This is a genomic window from Methylocystis sp. SB2, from assembly GCF_049817085.1.
Taxonomy (GTDB): domain Bacteria; phylum Pseudomonadota; class Alphaproteobacteria; order Rhizobiales; family Beijerinckiaceae; genus Methylocystis; species Methylocystis rosea.
In genome coordinates, this window is sequence record NZ_CP187401.1 from 1,580,927 (window position 1) to 1,596,058 (window position 15,132).

The window sequence follows — 15,132 nt, forward strand, 5'->3', positions numbered from 1 at the left end:
CGGGCCTGATTTTGCGGAGTTTTGCGAAGTGGAACGTTGGTCGCCGGGCAGCTGGAGAAATCTACCGATCGAGCAGACGCCGGTCTATCGGGACCAGCTGGCGCTCGCCGACGTCGAGCGCCAGCTCGCCGGCTTTCCGCCGCTGGTTTTCGCCGGAGAAGCGCGCAACCTGAAGCGCCACTTGGCCGAAGTCGCCGCCGGCAAGGCGTTCCTGCTGCAGGGCGGGGACTGCGCCGAGAGCTTCTCGGAACATTCGGCCGACAATATCCGCGACTTTTTCCGCGTTTTCCTGCAGATGGCCGTCGTGCTGACCTATGCCGCCGCGTCGCCGGTGGTGAAGGTCGGGCGCATCGCCGGCCAGTTCGCCAAGCCGCGCTCCTCGCCGCTCGAAAAGCAGGGCGACCTCGAGTTGCCGAGCTATCGCGGCGACATCATCAACGACCTCGCGTTCAACCCGCAGGCGCGCGAACCCGATCCGCAGCGCCAGCTGCTCGCCTATCGGCAATCCGCGGCGACGCTGAACCTCATCCGCGCCTTTGCGGCGGGCGGCTTCGCCAATCTCGAAAACGTCCATCGCTGGATGCTCGGCTTCGTCAAAAGCAGCCCGCAGTCCGAGCGCTACCAGAAGCTCGCCGATCAGATCACCGAGACCTTAAGCTTCATGCGCGCGATTGGTCTCGATCCGGAGCATCATCCGGAATTGCGCGGCACCGACTTCTACACGTCGCATGAGGCGCTGCTGCTCTGCTACGAACAGGCGCTGACCCGCATCGACTCGACGACGGGCGACTATTACGCGACCTCCGGCCATATGCTGTGGGTCGGCGACCGCACCCGTCAGGAAGACGGCGCCCATATCGAATTCGTCCGCGGCGTCAAAAACCCGCTTGGTCTGAAATGCGGTCCGAGCTTGAAGCCTGACGCGCTGCTGCGCCTCATCGACGCGCTCGATCCCGAGAACGAGCCCGGCAGGATGACGCTGATCTGCCGCTTCGGCGCGGACAAGATCGACGATGCGCTGCCTGCGCTGGTGAGGGCGGTGACGCGCGAAGGCCGCAAGATCGTCTGGTCCTGCGATCCGATGCATGGCAACACGGTCAGCGCCGGAGGCTACAAGACGCGGCCGTTCGATCGGATCATGTCGGAAATCCGCAACTTCTTCGCCGTTCATCAGGCGGAGGGATCCTACGCCGGCGGCATCCATCTCGAGATGACCGGCAAGGACGTCACCGAATGCATGGGCGGCGCGCGGGCGATTTCGGAGAGCGATCTACGCGACCGCTATCACACCTATTGCGATCCGCGCCTCAACGCCGAACAGGCGATCGAAGTCGCGTTCCTGGTGGCCGAGCTGTTGAAGGCGGAGCGCGTCGCCCGCGGCGTCCAGGAGCAGCACGCGGCGGAGTGAGGCAAGACGCGCGGGCGGGCTAGCCCGTCGTCTCTTCCGCCTCGCGCACCGTCATCTCGGCGCCGTGCCAGACGAAATCGTCGTAGAGCAGCGCGTCGATGAACATCACCGGCAGCATCAGGTCGCGCACAATGAGCGCGAAAGGCGTGCGCCAGTCGAGCGGGAAGCCGCAGACGCGCGCCAGCCAGATCTCGCCGCCGTGCAGCGAAAAGACGATGAGCGTCGTGACCAGCGCCACCGTGGAGATCCCGCCGTCGAGCTGAACGGCGGCGTAGGCGCCGAGCACGATCGCCGCAAAACTGCCGTTCATGAATTCGGGGGCGTAATGCGCGGGGAAGGTCGCGCGCCGCAGCCGCGCCCAGCGCACATGCCGTGAATAGACCTCACGGGCGGTGCGTTGGCCGAGCGGCTGTTCGAACGGCATGTCGACGAGGCGCACATCCATGCCTTGAGCGCGGATGACTTTGGTCGAGGCGGCGTCCTCGGCGATTTCGCTCGCCAGCGCACGAATGCCGCCAGCTCTGTCGAGCACGTCGCGCCGCCACATCATGTTCTTGCCCTGAGCGAAGGCGGCCCCGATCGCCTCGGCGCCATATTGCCAGCGCGCCTGGAATGTATTGAGAATCGCGCATTCGACCATCGCCCAGAAACCTTTCGGCCGCGAGCCGATCGGCATCGAGACGCTCATCGCCGTATTGTCGCGGAACGCGGCGAGCATCGTCTGGATATAGTCGCGCGGCGGCAGCGCGTTGGAATCTGCGAGGATCACGTGATGATGGCGCGCCGCATCCCAGCCTTTGACGCAATTATTGAGCTTGGGATTGGCGCTGACGTAATCGTCGCCGACGAGCAGCCGCGCCTCGCGCTCGGGATGCGCCGCGATCAGCCGCTCGACCAGCGGAATGACCGGATCGCTCGGCGACTGCACGCAGAAGACGATCTCATAGTCGGGGTAGTCGAGGTTGAAGGTCGCGCCGAGCGTCTCCTCGCTGAAGGGCTCCAGCCCGCGCAAGGGCCGCACGATGCTCACCGGCGGCGCATTGTCCGGGGGAGGCAGAGTCCGCGCCCGCGCCCGACATTTTCGGGACATCAGGGCCACGCTTGTGAAATTGAGGATGAGAATGACGGCGCACCAGCCGGCGCAGATATAGGCCAGGATCATGAACGGCGCTTTTTCTTAAGAGTCGTAACGCAGAGAATCGGAACGCCGAACGCCAGCGGAGTGGCTCGGCTTCCGGCGCGCGACGCCGGGGCGCGGCCAATTTGAAATTCCGCCTGACAAAGACGCGGGGTCTTGGCAAAAGGATGGTGGCGCGAGAATCTTCTCCCGACGCGCGGCTGTTGAAAATCCCTGCTGGAAGCTCTGCTGCCGAATTCCCTGTTGAAACTCCTGACGAAGCTTCCTCATGACCTCTCCGATCGTTCGTTTCGCGCCTTCGCCGACCGGCCGCATTCACATCGGCAACGCGCGCGTCGCGCTATTCAATTTTCTGTTCGCCGCCGCCAACCTTGGACGATTCGCGCTACGGTTCGATGACACTGATTTTGCTAGATCCAGCGAGGAATTCGCGCGTGGAATCGAGATTGATCTCGCCTGGCTGGGCGTCGTTCCACATGAGGTTTTCCGCCAGTCCGAGCGCGTCGCGCTCTATGAGGACGCCGCCGATCGCCTGCGGCGATCCGGCCGCCTCTACCCTTGCTATGAAACCCAGGAAGAGTTGGACAAGCGCCGCAAAATGCAGCAGGCGCGCGGGCTGCCGCCAGTTTACGATCGCGCCGCGCTGCGCCTCTCCGCGTCTGATCGCGCCGCGCTCGAAGCCGAAGGCCGGCAGCCGCACTGGCGATTCATGCTCGAGCCGGGCGTCGCCGAATGGGATGATCTTGTGCGCGGTCCGGCGCATATCGACTGTTCGGCGCTGTCGGACCCGGTTCTGATCCGCGAGGACGGCAGTTTTCTTTACACGCTGCCCTCGGTCGTCGACGACATCGACATGGGGATCACCCATGTTATTCGCGGCGAAGACCACGTCACCAATACGGCCGTGCAGTTGCAGCTCATCCGAGCGCTCGCGCCGCATGCGCCGACGCCGATTTTCGCGCATCACAATCTTCTCATCGGCGCGGGCGGCGAGGCTCTGTCGAAGCGGACCGGGTCGCTCTCCATCGCCTCGCTGCGCGAAGAAGGCTATGAGCCCCTCGCCGTCGCCGCGCTCGCGACGCTGACCGGCTCCTCCGACAATGTCCACGCCGTACGCTCGCTCGGCGAACTCGCGCAGAGTTTCAATCTGTCGCATGTCTCGCGCAATCCGGCGCGTTTCGACCCCGCCGATCTTGAGACACTGACGCATCGGACGCTCGCGCTCTACGAATATGATGACGTGCGCGAGCGGCTCGAAGCCTTGACGATCGTCGGTCGCAAGGCGGAGCCTCTATGGCGCGCGGCGCGCGGCAATCTTGCGCGTTTTGACGATATTCTGACATGGTGGCGCGTCGTGGACGGCGAGATCGAGCCGGTCCGCGAGGACGAGTCATTCCTGAATGACGCGGCAAAGCTTTTACCGTCGGAGCCTTGGGACGAGACCACATGGGCGGCCTGGACGAGCGACATCAAGACGGCGACCGGCAGGAAGGGCAAGGCGCTCTTTCATCCGCTACGACTGGCGCTGACCGGCGCCGAGAGCGGGCCAGAGCTCGCCGCGCTGCTGCCGCTCATCGGCCACGCCAAGGCGCTCGCGCGGCTCGTGGGCGCTGGCGCATGAGAGCGATGCGCTAGTGTCCTATCTCGCCAGCATCCACGAGATCATCAACTTCGCCGGTCTGGCGCTCGACGTCGTCGGCGTGCTGATCATCGTCATTGGCGCGGTCCTGTCGACGCTCGCTTTTTTGACGCCCTGGCGGAAAAATCCCCTTACCTATCGCGGCTACCGAAAGAATGTCGGCCGCTCGATCCTGCTCGGGTTGGAGTTCCTCGTCGGCGGCGACATCATCCGGACTGTCTCCGTCGAACATCCAAGCCTCGAAAACGTCTTCGTGCTGGGCCTGATCGTGATGATCCGCACGGGGATGAGCTTTACGATGGAGGCGGAGCTCGAAGGCCGCTGGCCGTGGCAGGGCCGAAGCCTGGAGACGGCAGCGCCAAGCGAAGACGAATCGGCGCCGTCATAGGATGAAGTCGAGCGTTGCTCACGCCGGCAGCACCGAAACGCCGAACAGCCACGGGTGCAGATAAAGCACGATGAGGAACAGCGCCGTTCCGACGCCGAGCGCGATCGCGTCGCCGCGCGTGAATTGCGAAATCCGCGGTGCGCCCCCGTCCCCGCGTTTTTTCACCGCGATGCGGTCGAAGACGCCCCAGGCGAGAAAAGACCCGAACAGGATCATGCCGCCGAGATCGCCATTGACGAGAAGATGCGCCAGCGCCCAGCTCTTTATCGCGACGAGCGTCGGATGGCGCAGCGCGCCGCGAATGCGGCCCGGCGGCGCGCGACGGCTCGCGATCGCGACGAAGGCGAACCAGACGAGCGGCATGGCGAGATGGCGTCCCCATGACGGCGGCGACCAGACATAAATCAGGCCCTCCGCGCGATAACGAATGAACCCATAGACGATGAGCCCGAGACCGATGGCGGCGACGATCCCGTAGGCGGCCTTATAGGTTTGAAGGCCATAGCGCTCGATCAGGCTGGCGCGCGTTTCGCGAAAGCTCGTTAGCGTATGGACCCCGAGAAAAATCACGATTCCGAGAATGAGAATAAGCATGGGTTCTCCAGCTCTTGCATCGATTGGCTTCTAAAAACACCGCACCTGCGCCTCAGCCTGGGCGCGGCGCAATTCCTGGAGCGCATCGCGCGCCGCATCCGTATTGCGCATCAGCGCGCCGACCTGCCCCGCCTGCTGATTGACGCTCGCGACGGTCTCGGCTGTGACATACCGCTCATAAGGCAGAATGGTCGCGATGACGTCTATGGAGCAGGAACACTGATCCAAAGAGAGGCGCGTGTCGCCGTTCGCCTTCATGCAGCCGAAGACGTAATCGGCGCGCGCGGAGGTCGGATAGTCGTTGAGATCCGCCGCCCTCGCCCAGCCGCCCGCGAGCGGAAGCAGCGCGATAATGAGGAATTTCGCTACCGGGCGCATCTTTTTCGTTCCTGCCGGGTTCTTTCCTTGGACAGCCTATCGCACGCGCGTGGGCGACGCACCGAACCGCTATTAGACGAAGGGATGACGCGCAAGCTGAGTTTCAGAGCAGCGTCGTCCAGCATTTGAACAGGGAGGACGGCATGTCGAAGCCTCTAAGTCCTATTTGGTTGCTGATGATGGCGGCGCTCGTCTGCGCGCCTCTGTCGATCGCTTTCGCTCATGGCGCGATGCAGCGCCAGCAGAACGCCTGCATGTTGAAAATCGGCCCGGATTTCATGTATTTCTCAGGCTATCAGCCTGCGGCGTCGCGCAACAGGTTCTGTGAGGACATTCCCACGATTGGCGCGACGATTTTCGTCCTCGATTATGCTCAGGACGAGATGCGGGAGATGTCGACGGACTTTCGCATCATCCGCGACATCGGCGACAAGGAGCCGCAGGAGCGCCTCGACGCCGTCACCGTGGCCTACCTGCCACCAAAGGTCTATCCGGCCGGCACGCTGAACTTTGAACATGTCTTCAACGAGACCGGGCCATTCGTGGGGATCGTCACGGTCGATGGTCCAAACGGCGAGCATTGGGTGTCGCGGTTCCCCTTCACCGTCGGCGGCCGGACGCTGTTCGCGCGGATGCCTTACTTTCTTTTTGCGGCCGCTGGCGTTCTCGCTCTCGTGCTTTTTGTTTGGGGAAAGGATAACCAGAGCGCGCGCGGCGGTTAGAGCGTGCGGCGCAGCGTCATGCGGCCGTCAATTTGGACGCGCATAGACTGCGCCGAGCCTTCCGAACGTGCTGCGTATTACGGAAGGCTCAAACGCCGGGCCGGAGGTACGTCCGGCGTTTTTTATTTTAGGGAGCCCCTCGGAACGGTCTGATTTCAAAAAACTATGCAATTTTGAAGACTTAACCTTATTCTGCCTCTTGCCGAAGCCGCGCTGTCTTGCCATCATCGCGCCCGGTTGGGGGCTGCCATGGGCGAATTGGTTAAGCGATTTTCAGGATTTAGCTACAGCGCGCAGGGCGGACTGCAGCGCGACGGCAAGCGCATTCATCTGGGCCCGCAGGCGCGTCAACTCCTTGAAATGCTTCTGGAGTCGCCTGGCGTCCTGCTCACCAAGGCCGAAATCGCCGCGCGCCTGTGGCCGGATCGCGCCGCGTCCGACGATTCCATCGACCGCTGCGCCTATCTTTTGCGGAAGCCGCTGCGCGAGGCCGGCGGCGAGGAGCTGATCGCCACCGCCTACGGCCGGGGGCTGTTGCTCCGCGGAACGGTCGAAACCATCGACGAGGGCGCGGCGCAAACGCTCCGTCTCGCGCCGCTGAGCGAGCCGCATATTCTCGATCTCTGGCAGACCGCCTATGAGCTTGCCGGCGACCGCACGCGAGAGGGCTTCGCCCGCGCGCAGGAAGCGATTGCGTCCGCCGCCCAGATCGAACCCGGCAACCCCGCGGTCTGGTCGCTCGCCGCCGACATCGCCGCCGGCCGAGTCGTGCGCGGGTTTCTTCGTCCCGCCCAGGCGGCGGCGATGATCGAGGACTTCGCCGGCCGGGCGCTCGGCGTCCTGCGCGATCATACGCCGGCGCTGGCCGTTCTCGGCTGGGCCCGCGGCGCGCTGAGGGGCAAGCTTTCCGAGGGCCTCGCGCTCCTCGATCAGGCGGTCGCCGATGACCCGCTCTACGGCAAGGCGCGCGTCTACCGTAGTTGGCTGCTCGCGGCGGCCGATCGTCTCGACGAGGGTCTCGCCGATTGCGAAGAGGGCCTCGTCAACTCGCCGCACGATCAGGCGCTGCTGTCGGTGCGCGCATGGCTCATTCTCTGCGCCGGCGACCTCGAGCGGGCGCGCCGCTATGCGCGCGACGGGCTCGATTTAAGGCCCGACGCGGCGACTCTGCATCTCGTGATGTCCATCGCCTACAGCCTTCAAGGCGTTCACGAACAGGCGGTGAGCGCGGCGCGCCGCGCCGTCGCCTCGAGCCCGGACGATCCCTTCCAATTGACCGTGCTCGCCTATGCGCTCGCCCGCGCCGGCCGCGCCGAGGAAGCGCAAGCGCTCATCGGCAGGCTCGTCGAAGACGCTGAGCTCTATGCGCCGCCCTGCTTTCTCGGCGCGGCGTTTTTCGCTCTGGGCAAGCGCGCCGAGGCGCTTGAAGCGATTCGGCGCGGCCTTTCTGAAGGCTGTCCCTGGAGCTCCTTCGCACGCGTCGATCCGCGCTTCGTCGCCTTGCGGGGCGCGATCGACGGATTTGACCGGCCGCAGCAGGCCGAGGCGCGCCCCGCCGGTTGAAATTGCCCGCGTCAGCGCTTATTGGCGCTGCACAGCATTCTTCCGGAAGGTGAAAATGATCGGCCGTCTGAACCATGTCGCTATCGCTGTCGATAGCGTCGAAAAGGCTTCCGCCGTCTACCGCGACGCGCTGGGGGCGAAGGTCTCGGCGCCAGAACGCGTCGCTGAGCACGGCGTAACGGTCGTTTTCGTCGAATTGCCGAACACCAAGATCGAGCTGCTCGAACCTTACGGCGAAAACTCGCCGATCGCCGGCTTCGTCGCGAAAAATCCAGCGGGCGGCATCCACCACATCTGCTACGAGGTCGAAGACATTATCGCGGCGCGCGAGCAGCTTAAGGCCTCGGGCGCGCGCGTGTTGGGCGATGGAGAGCCAAGGATCGGCGCGCATGGCAAACCCGTGCTGTTTTTGCATCCCAAGGATTTCTGCGGCGCCTTGATCGAACTCGAGCAGGCTTAAGGCGGATATGCCCTTTTCCCTGCCGCTGGCGGCTGCGATCTACCTGACCATCTGGTGGATCGTGCTGTTCGCCGTGCTGCCGCTCGGCGTGCGCTCTTCCGAAGAGGCCGAAGAAGATCTTCCCGAGGGCGCCGACCCTGGCGCCCCTGCCTCCCCCGAGCTCTTGAAAAAAGCGGGGATCACGACGGTCGTCTCGGCTGTCCTCTTCGGCCTGCTGGTGCTTTTCGCCAAGGTGACGGCGTGAGAGGGGCGCGGCCCTCCGGGGGTTGACCGGCCCGCCGCCCGCCGGTAGTTGATCGCGAGGCGCGGGACAGACGACCCGCACGGCCGAACGGACCGACCCGCTCAGTCGACTTCGGCGGCGCCGCCCGCCGCCTCTGGAGCGAGCGCGTAGCTCAGTCGGTAGAGCACCTGACTTTTAATCAGGGGGTCGTGGGTTCGAGCCCCACCGCGCTCACCAACAAAATCAGATAGTTAGGCAATATTTCTCGGCTTCCTGATCGCAGCCACAGGGCGAATATAAGCGCCCTATAAGCATCTGGAGCCCTTATGACCGTCACCGTCACCACCCGCCGCGCCGTCGTGGCCGGCCTCGCCGCCGCGCCAGTTGCGGCGCTTCCCGCAATCGCCAGCGAAATTCCGGCTGACTCCGATCCGATCTTCGCTGCGCTCGAACGGCATAAGGCCGCCGAGCGCGCGTTCATACGCACCTGCGATCTCACCGACGACGTGCGAGCCGAGCAGGAAGGGCGAATAGTGACAGAAGCCGATGAGGCGGCATGGGATTCAGCGCGCGAAGTGGAAGAGGCTGCGCTGCAAACGCTGGTCGATACCGCACCCACGTCGAAAGCGGGCGCCCGCGCCGCTATCGAATGGCTCGCCGATTACGATCGTGGATACGAGCTGAGGCATGTCGGACAGTTCGCTATGACGTTGCTGCGCTCGCCGGTCCTCGCCGATCAGGAGGCGCGATCATGAGCGCCGAAAATCGCGCCACCACGCGCCGCGCCGTCGTGGCCGGCCTCGTCGTCGCGCCGGTTGCGGCGCTTCCCGCTTTCCCCGGGCTCCCCGCCCAGGCGGCCGCCGATCCCATTTTCAGCGCCTCCTCAGAATTTGCGCGCGCGAAGGCGGCTGAAGATCTCGCCGGGAACGCTTACAACGACCTTGAAGAGTCCACTTGGTCTGCGCTGAAGTCGGCAGGCATAAGGCCCACGCAAATATTCACGCATCGGAATTTGGAAACGCACCGCGAGCTCGGACTGTTGTCCGATTCGGAATATGCGGCGGCATTGGCTGCGCTCGACGGTCCCGAAAGCGAGCATCAGGCGATGCGGCGCGCCGTCGAGGAATTGAGAGAGTCCTCTCGCGACGCAGCTCTGGCGCGCGGCGAAGCCGAGCGAGAATTCGTCACAACAGCGCCGACGACGCGCGCCGGCGCCCTGCGGCTGCTTCGGCATTTGGCTGAGTTCCTGGACGGCGATGACGTCATAAACGACCGCTTCCTCGACGACGTCGTCGGGGACGCGATCCGCAATGCGATCGCTGTCTTCGAGCGGGAGGCGCTCGCGTGAGCTTCTCGTGAGCGCCCAGGCGCTCGCGTATTTCCAGATCTTCCGTCTTTAATGTTCGTCCTCTTCAGAGAGTTGTTGTTCTTGGAGCACTTGAGTGTAGAGTTACCATCGTGCGAAAAAAGCACTGCCCATGGAGGGTTAGATGTTAGAAAAATCATTTGCAAAACAAGTGGCGATCATAGCCTTTTTTGTCGCTAACTCAATCACCGTCGGCAGCGCACATGCCGACGGTGAATGCGCAAAGATAACCAATGTCGAGGAACGTTTAGTTTGCATTGAGAAAAAGGCTGATGCGGTTAGGCCTTCGATTGAATCCGCGCTGCAAGGCGTTAAAATAGAGCAAGCTGCGCATCCTAGCATATGCCTTTTTTTCAAGGACAAAGATCAGCCTGCATACGCAATTGCAGATTGTAGTCATCTACCAGAGCAAACCTTTAACATCCACAAATAGCATGCGTCCCTGAAGTGATTGGGTCGGACTCGTCTGCAAGCCTGCATGCTATGCGCTTACCCTGCCTGGGCCGGTATGGTGTCGCAGCCTAGGCATGCTGCGGCCCGAGTAACGCCCCGACCGTGGATGTAACGGCGGGGCGTTTTTGCAGCTACGGCATGAGAAGAGCCAAGGTGCCAGAAGGCGCGATCGTAACGGCCAGACGCCTGACTACGTCGCTACGTGGCACGACATGAGATCCACCACCGCGCTGTCGAATTTGGCGGCACACCGGAAGCTCGCCGAGCTGTTGCTTGAAGGACCCGGCGGCCGAGGCGGAGGCTCTCGAAAGTTCGTGACGGCGGCGTTCTCGCCTGAGGAAAACGGGCGGCCTCGCGTTGAATCTAATGCGGCGTGTTTGCGCCTTTCAGGGCCCGAGCATCGTCAAGACTCTGGGCCGGCGCCAATTTATTCTGCTTCCTAAGTCCTAGTTTTGCGTGCATAATTCATTTCGCGCGCTGGCGCGCTTTTCATTTATCTATACCGCGCTGGGCACGTTATTTTGGGGGCTTCGATGAAAAGATTTTGCGCACGCATTTTGGCAGTCCCGGCGCTCGCGGCTGTAGTGGCTGGATCGGCCGCAGCCCAGACCTTCACGCTGAACGGCGGCCTCGCCGTCAGCGGGACCACCACACTCAGCGGTCCGTTCACCGCCACCGGGCAGCCGTTCGTAATCCCGACCCAGAGCAACACCCCATCGAATCCGTGCACCCCGGGGCAGCTTCTGTTGGGCCCGGGCGGGTCCGACAGCAACGGCAAGGGTGGCTGGTTCTTCTTCTGTCGGCTTGGCGGAACGTGGGCCTCGGCTGACTTCGGCAATCTCAGCAGCGTGTCGGACTACAAGCCGAGTGAAGACGGCGAACACCTTCGCGCGCTCGAGGCGGAGGTGGCCGCGCTGCGGACAATCGTGTGCCAAGGGCGTAATGACGGTGCGTGTCGGAAGGGCCCGCGGTGAGCCGCTCCAAGGGTCGTGACGCCGCCCCCCAAAGGCGTCGGTTTGCCAGCTTGCTCGCCAGCGTTTTGGTTGTGGGCGCCGCGGTCGTAGCGCAGGCACAGCCCGCAGCGCGGATGCCGGGGCGAATCCTTGGCCCCAATGACACCCGTCATCCAAGCAAGGATCCGGCTGTGGGACGTATGCCGAATCCGGGATGCACGGCTTGGCTCACCCAATTCGGCGCCGTGCTCACGGCCGGTCATTGCGTCACCCTCGGAGGGCAGATAACGCTGGAGTTCAACGTCCCACTCTCGAGCGCCAGTGGGGTAATCAATCATCCAAGCAACCCCAACGACATCTATAAGTTGCGATTGGCCGATTACGAAGACGGCGCCAACGACTGGGCCGTATTCGTCGCTGATCCTACCGGGGGCCAGACGCCAGTCGCACGCCAAGGGGCCTTCGTACGGATCGCCTCGACTTCGAATCTCCCATTTCTCAGCCAATGGCCCATGGCGCGAGTTACTGGCTATGGCGTAGATGGACCTCCGCCCAACTACGGCGAACCGCCGCCCCTCAACCAGTATAGTCAGACAGAGCAGACGGCGACGGGACCGATACAGGGCAGCGGAGGCAAGGCGAACACGATTTGCTATGGCGTGGACACCCAACCCGGGAACTCTGGTGGGCCGGTGCTCTTGAATGGCGTTGAAGTGGCGATAGCGATCCACGTGTCCGGTCCCGATGGAAACTGCTCGCCGGCCGCGAACTACGGCACGCTGCTCAGCGTACAAGGGCTGGTTGACGCCATGCAGGCGGCGCCCGCTCTCGGCAGGGCGATTGCCCCCGACCGCATCTTCTTCGTGGACGAGGGCAGTCCGCTCGCCGCAAGCGGGGCCACAGGCACGGTGATGAACCCGTTCCTCAGTTTAAAGTCGGGGCTCAACGCCGCAGCAACCGGCACGCCATCAATCGTGGCCGTCGCGCCGGGCAACTACGCCGAGCTGCCCTACACGCTGACGCTGAAGACGGATGTCTTGCTGTCCATGTCTGGCGACGTGATGTTCTTTCCCGGCTTGCAGTAGATCCGACTTGTGACGACGTGGGGAAGCTTCGTCCCCGAAACTTTTGGCGGAGGATACTTGAGGCGGGCCGAAGGGCCGTCTCAAGTTGGTAACTGACGCCTGACGATTAGAGGGCGGGCGCCAGCTACCAGTTCCTTGGACATTTTTCTACCAGAAAGGCGCTGCAAACGCTGCGATCGGGTTTGGCCCGCTCAAGCTGCAGCGGCTGCGGGTGCCGCGGAGGACCGGGTTAACCGCGCGCTGGACGGCCGCTGCGTCGGCGGGCCGATATCGGGCGCAAGTGCGGAAGTCCGCCAACAAGCCGATGCACAGCCGAGCGACCAAATGCAGGCGCCGCAGAGGCGGCCAAGTTCGGACTGAAGGCGATCGAAGCAGCCAAAGGAGGTCGCGCCGAAATGATTGCCCCGATGAAGCGGATCATCATCACCATCTTAGCGGCGACCATTTCAAGCTCCGCGCTCGCCGACATAGTTGGCCGCGCTTCTGTCATTGACGGCGACACCATCGAAATTCATGCACAGCGAATCAGGCTCCATGGGATCGATGCGCCAGAAAAGGGCCAGCCATGCTTCGACGGCGCGGACCAGCCTTACAACTGCGGTCAGAGGGCCGCGATGGCATTGGACGAGTTTATTGGGCAGTCGCCAGTCTCGTGTCGAGAGAGGGACGTGGACCGCTACGGACGGACCGTCGCCTCCTGCCAGGTGCGCGGCGAGGACATCGAACTTTGGCTGGTCAGAAGCGGCCATGCTTTCGCGTATCGACGCTATTCATCGGACTACATCGGCGCCGAACAGGAGGCGAAGAACGCAAAGAGAGGGCTATGGGCCGGCTCGGCTCAACCGCCTTGGGAATGGCGAAAAGATCGTCGCGGAGGCTTGTAGCTCCCATCGCAGCCTGACCGGCCGCGACCGGGCTTTGTCACGCCGACGTTCACGTCGCCGGAGTCGCGCCATCAGCGCTTCGCGCCCGCGCGATCGCCTGCGCCACGGTCGGATCGTGCGAATGGCACTTATCGATTCGTTTCGATATTGTCGCCCTGCGTTGACTTCTCCGGGCGTTGGCGCAGAGGATTATCAGATGAAGATGCTGGTTGCGGCCCTTATATTTCTGAGCGTCCTACGCGCATTTTCTACCAGTGCCGACGAAGCCGTTGGCTCTGCGGTTTCAAAATCCACGCCTCCTCAGATTTGGACAGGATTTTACGCAGGATTAAATGCTGGAGGCTTTTGGAATACCACTTACGACCCGGCGTCCATCGACTGGTCTCGTCTGGCTGCGCCAGGCAGTTTCATCTATCCATCTGGCTTTGCGTCAGTGCCTCAGACGGGAATCGCGTGGAAAAGCGGCGTTGGTGCCGTCGGGGGCGGCCAGTTAGGCTACAGTTGGCAGCTCACGGATAGGGTTGTGGTTGGCGTTGAAACTGACATTCAAGGACTCGCCCGGGGACATAGCTGGAGCACGGGTAGTAGTGGCCCTAGCTTCATCGGTTCCGTTCGTGGACGAGCTGGATATCTTGTAGCGCCCAACCTTCAGATTTACGGAACTGGCGGGTCAGCATTTAGCGGCCGAAATTAATATTGCTCCATTGCGGCTCAATCAACGTCGGATCGGCGTTGCCAATGCCCGAGCCAGTCGGATCTTGGCGTCAACGTCCATCTGACGAAATCGGTGACCGAGTCGGGCGCGGTTCAGGAGAGATGCTGCGTGAAGCGACCCCACATCGTGTGAGTATAACGCGAGAATGACAGCGAAATCTACGCTTTTCGATAGTCCCGTTTGGAGGCGAATAATGAGAGGCGAAGTTGGGTCGCAGGACGCAATTGCGAAAGCAGAATCCGACCGCATTTCAGGCCTTCGAAAAGATATCGTTTCGAGAATCCCTTGTACCCTCGAATCAGAAAAAGCACGAGCCGAATTGGAGACCATGCCTATCAGTGAACTCATATTAGCATACATAAATTATGCTGATCGCTATGTGGCACCCCGTCGTCGTCAGGTTTTTTATGCTCGGAATTTCTGGACTGAAAAACGCGCACAAAACCGAATTAGCGACATCATGCAAATCGAGCGCGAGATACGATCGGGAGTCGACTTAGAACCGCGGCTTTCCGAGCGCATCCACAAGGAAGGATACGCCACCGGTGGCGCCCGATCTCATAGGTGGGCCGACAAAGACTTCGCACTAAATTGTTATGGCGTGCATCATCTTCATTTTCTGAAAGGTCGCAAGAGAACGCGCGAATTACTCTTCGTTGAATTTTTTCGCCACCGCGCGATCATGATAATGGTTGGTGATCACAACAGCTTCAATGATGGCACACTGGAAATGGTAGTGGCGCGCTCGCGCGCAGATTCGGGATTTGCATTGAACGGCGTTCTACCCTCGCGGACCCCTCCAACACCAGTTGAAAACCATCGTCTGGCGCGCCACGGTATCTCGACGACCGTTGACGTCGGTGATCGAGTCATTCCGGCTGCAATGATGATGACGAGTGGTCATGGCCTTCGCTCACGGTTTCTAGCCGACGAGATTTCGACGACGCTAATGCAGATGGATCAACAATTAGGTGATCCTGCATACATAAAAATGGTCTTCGGTGAACATTCTCGCCTACTACGTGCCACCCCTCAGTTTGCGTGGTTTTTTGATTATCTCGATCTCGTCCTTGTCGACGTTGCCTCGAGAGTAGGTGCCAGGATCATTACGCCAAATCGTTAGCTTGAGCGGGTATCCGGTGAGGCTGAACAAGCAAACCTCG

At 62.2% G+C, this 15,132-nt stretch carries 17 protein-coding genes and 1 tRNA gene; 15 read left to right on the forward strand and 3 right to left on the reverse strand.

Annotated features, from left to right (window positions below):
* The first annotated feature begins 28 nt into the window (after window positions 1–28).
* Window positions 29–1,408, forward strand: a complete 1,380-nt coding sequence (locus ACPS74_RS07705; RefSeq protein WP_029648803.1) for a class II 3-deoxy-7-phosphoheptulonate synthase — start codon at window positions 29–31, stop codon at window positions 1,406–1,408.
* A gap of 19 nt (window positions 1,409–1,427) precedes the next feature.
* Here ACPS74_RS07705 and ACPS74_RS07710 read toward each other — a convergent pair whose 3' ends face one another.
* Window positions 1,428–2,570 carry a ceramide glucosyltransferase gene (locus ACPS74_RS07710; protein WP_029648804.1) on the reverse strand — a complete coding sequence of 381 codons (1,143 nt, stop codon included), beginning with the start codon at window positions 2,568–2,570 and terminating at the stop codon, window positions 1,428–1,430.
* A gap of 244 nt (window positions 2,571–2,814) precedes the next feature.
* On the opposite strand from ACPS74_RS07710, the gene gltX reads away from it, so the two are divergent.
* Together gltX and ACPS74_RS07720 are read left to right on the forward strand one after the other, a co-directional pair.
* A complete protein-coding gene (gene gltX, locus ACPS74_RS07715; RefSeq protein WP_029648805.1) occupies window positions 2,815–4,167 on the forward strand; it encodes a glutamate--tRNA ligase in 1,353 nt (450 codons plus the stop codon).
* Window positions 4,168–4,180: 13 nt separating this feature from the next.
* Complete coding sequence (locus ACPS74_RS07720; RefSeq protein ID WP_029648806.1) at window positions 4,181–4,573, forward strand: DUF1622 domain-containing protein; 393 nt, start codon at window positions 4,181–4,183, stop codon at window positions 4,571–4,573.
* A gap of 18 nt (window positions 4,574–4,591) precedes the next feature.
* Here the strand turns inward: ACPS74_RS07720 and ACPS74_RS07725 are convergent, their stop codons facing one another.
* The gene (locus ACPS74_RS07725; protein WP_029648807.1) at window positions 4,592–5,167 is read right to left on the reverse strand and encodes an NnrU family protein; all 576 of its coding nucleotides are present in this window, start codon (window positions 5,165–5,167) and stop codon (window positions 4,592–4,594) included.
* A 30-nt stretch (window positions 5,168–5,197) separates the two neighbouring features.
* Window positions 5,198–5,545: a hypothetical protein gene (locus ACPS74_RS07730; protein ID WP_029648808.1), complete on the reverse strand. Its 348-nt coding sequence runs from the start codon at window positions 5,543–5,545 to the stop codon at window positions 5,198–5,200.
* A 143-nt stretch (window positions 5,546–5,688) separates the two neighbouring features.
* Here ACPS74_RS07730 and ACPS74_RS07735 point away from each other — a divergent pair, with 143 nt between their 5' ends.
* The 12 genes from ACPS74_RS07735 to ACPS74_RS07790 all read left to right on the forward strand — a co-directional run bounded on the left by ACPS74_RS07735 (window position 5,689) and on the right by ACPS74_RS07790 (window position 15,092).
* Window positions 5,689–6,267 carry a hypothetical protein gene (locus ACPS74_RS07735; protein WP_036241435.1) on the forward strand — a complete coding sequence of 193 codons (579 nt, stop codon included), beginning with the start codon at window positions 5,689–5,691 and terminating at the stop codon, window positions 6,265–6,267.
* A 249-nt stretch (window positions 6,268–6,516) separates the two neighbouring features.
* Window positions 6,517–7,830, forward strand: a complete 1,314-nt coding sequence (locus ACPS74_RS07740) for a winged helix-turn-helix domain-containing protein (protein ID WP_029648810.1) — start codon at window positions 6,517–6,519, stop codon at window positions 7,828–7,830.
* Window positions 7,831–7,885: 55 nt separating this feature from the next.
* Window positions 7,886–8,290 (forward strand): methylmalonyl-CoA epimerase, encoded by a 405-nt coding sequence (mce, locus tag ACPS74_RS07745; RefSeq protein WP_029648811.1) that lies wholly within the window; start codon window positions 7,886–7,888, stop codon window positions 8,288–8,290.
* Between the two features lie 7 nt (window positions 8,291–8,297).
* The gene (locus ACPS74_RS07750; RefSeq protein ID WP_029648812.1) at window positions 8,298–8,534 is read left to right on the forward strand and encodes a DUF1467 family protein; all 237 of its coding nucleotides are present in this window, start codon (window positions 8,298–8,300) and stop codon (window positions 8,532–8,534) included.
* 140 nt (window positions 8,535–8,674) lie between these two features.
* A tRNA-Lys gene (locus ACPS74_RS07755) sits at window positions 8,675–8,750 on the forward strand.
* A gap of 89 nt (window positions 8,751–8,839) precedes the next feature.
* The gene (locus ACPS74_RS07760; RefSeq protein ID WP_029649557.1) at window positions 8,840–9,268 is read left to right on the forward strand and encodes a hypothetical protein; all 429 of its coding nucleotides are present in this window, start codon (window positions 8,840–8,842) and stop codon (window positions 9,266–9,268) included.
* Window positions 9,265–9,861 carry a hypothetical protein gene (locus ACPS74_RS07765; RefSeq protein ID WP_029649556.1) on the forward strand — a complete coding sequence of 199 codons (597 nt, stop codon included), beginning with the start codon at window positions 9,265–9,267 and terminating at the stop codon, window positions 9,859–9,861. Before ACPS74_RS07760 ends, ACPS74_RS07765 begins: the two co-directional genes overlap by 4 nt.
* Window positions 9,862–10,003: 142 nt before the next feature.
* Window positions 10,004–10,312, forward strand: a complete 309-nt coding sequence (locus tag ACPS74_RS07770; protein WP_157055222.1) for a hypothetical protein — start codon at window positions 10,004–10,006, stop codon at window positions 10,310–10,312.
* A gap of 553 nt (window positions 10,313–10,865) precedes the next feature.
* On the forward strand, window positions 10,866–11,306 hold the full coding sequence (locus tag ACPS74_RS07775; protein WP_029649555.1) for a hypothetical protein: 441 nt from the start codon (window positions 10,866–10,868) through the stop codon (window positions 11,304–11,306).
* Window positions 11,307–11,485: 179 nt separating this feature from the next.
* Window positions 11,486–12,370, forward strand: a complete 885-nt coding sequence (locus ACPS74_RS07780) for a trypsin-like serine peptidase (RefSeq protein WP_244471411.1) — start codon at window positions 11,486–11,488, stop codon at window positions 12,368–12,370.
* A 395-nt stretch (window positions 12,371–12,765) separates the two neighbouring features.
* Window positions 12,766–13,254 (forward strand): thermonuclease family protein, encoded by a 489-nt coding sequence (locus tag ACPS74_RS07785; protein ID WP_239753876.1) that lies wholly within the window; start codon window positions 12,766–12,768, stop codon window positions 13,252–13,254.
* 908 nt (window positions 13,255–14,162) lie between these two features.
* On the forward strand, window positions 14,163–15,092 hold the full coding sequence (locus tag ACPS74_RS07790; RefSeq protein ID WP_157055221.1) for a hypothetical protein: 930 nt from the start codon (window positions 14,163–14,165) through the stop codon (window positions 15,090–15,092).
* Window positions 15,093–15,132: the final 40 nt, after the last annotated feature.

Bases quoted from the DNA above. Each gene is read 5' to 3' on its own strand.
- ACPS74_RS07710 (WP_029648804.1), bottom strand. From the start codon at position 2,570: ATGATCCTGGCCTATATCTGCGCCGGCTGGTGCGCCGTCATTCTCATC.
- ACPS74_RS07730 (WP_029648808.1), bottom strand. From the start codon at position 5,545: ATGCGCCCGGTAGCGAAATTCCTCATTATCGCGCTGCTTCCGCTCGCG.
- ACPS74_RS07770 (WP_157055222.1), top strand. From the start codon at position 10,004: ATGTTAGAAAAATCATTTGCAAAACAAGTGGCGATCATAGCCTTTTTT.
- ACPS74_RS07735 (WP_036241435.1), top strand. From the start codon at position 5,689: ATGTCGAAGCCTCTAAGTCCTATTTGGTTGCTGATGATGGCGGCGCTC.
- ACPS74_RS07760 (WP_029649557.1), top strand. From the start codon at position 8,840: ATGACCGTCACCGTCACCACCCGCCGCGCCGTCGTGGCCGGCCTCGCC.
- mce (WP_029648811.1), top strand. From the start codon at position 7,886: ATGATCGGCCGTCTGAACCATGTCGCTATCGCTGTCGATAGCGTCGAA.
- ACPS74_RS07785 (WP_239753876.1), top strand. From the start codon at position 12,766: ATGATTGCCCCGATGAAGCGGATCATCATCACCATCTTAGCGGCGACC.
- gltX (WP_029648805.1), top strand. From the start codon at position 2,815: ATGACCTCTCCGATCGTTCGTTTCGCGCCTTCGCCGACCGGCCGCATT.
- ACPS74_RS07725 (WP_029648807.1), bottom strand. From the start codon at position 5,167: ATGCTTATTCTCATTCTCGGAATCGTGATTTTTCTCGGGGTCCATACG.
- ACPS74_RS07765 (WP_029649556.1), top strand. From the start codon at position 9,265: ATGAGCGCCGAAAATCGCGCCACCACGCGCCGCGCCGTCGTGGCCGGC.
- ACPS74_RS07775 (WP_029649555.1), top strand. From the start codon at position 10,866: ATGAAAAGATTTTGCGCACGCATTTTGGCAGTCCCGGCGCTCGCGGCT.
- ACPS74_RS07750 (WP_029648812.1), top strand. From the start codon at position 8,298: ATGCCCTTTTCCCTGCCGCTGGCGGCTGCGATCTACCTGACCATCTGG.
- ACPS74_RS07790 (WP_157055221.1), top strand. From the start codon at position 14,163: ATGAGAGGCGAAGTTGGGTCGCAGGACGCAATTGCGAAAGCAGAATCC.
- ACPS74_RS07780 (WP_244471411.1), top strand. From the start codon at position 11,486: ATGCCGAATCCGGGATGCACGGCTTGGCTCACCCAATTCGGCGCCGTG.
- ACPS74_RS07740 (WP_029648810.1), top strand. From the start codon at position 6,517: ATGGGCGAATTGGTTAAGCGATTTTCAGGATTTAGCTACAGCGCGCAG.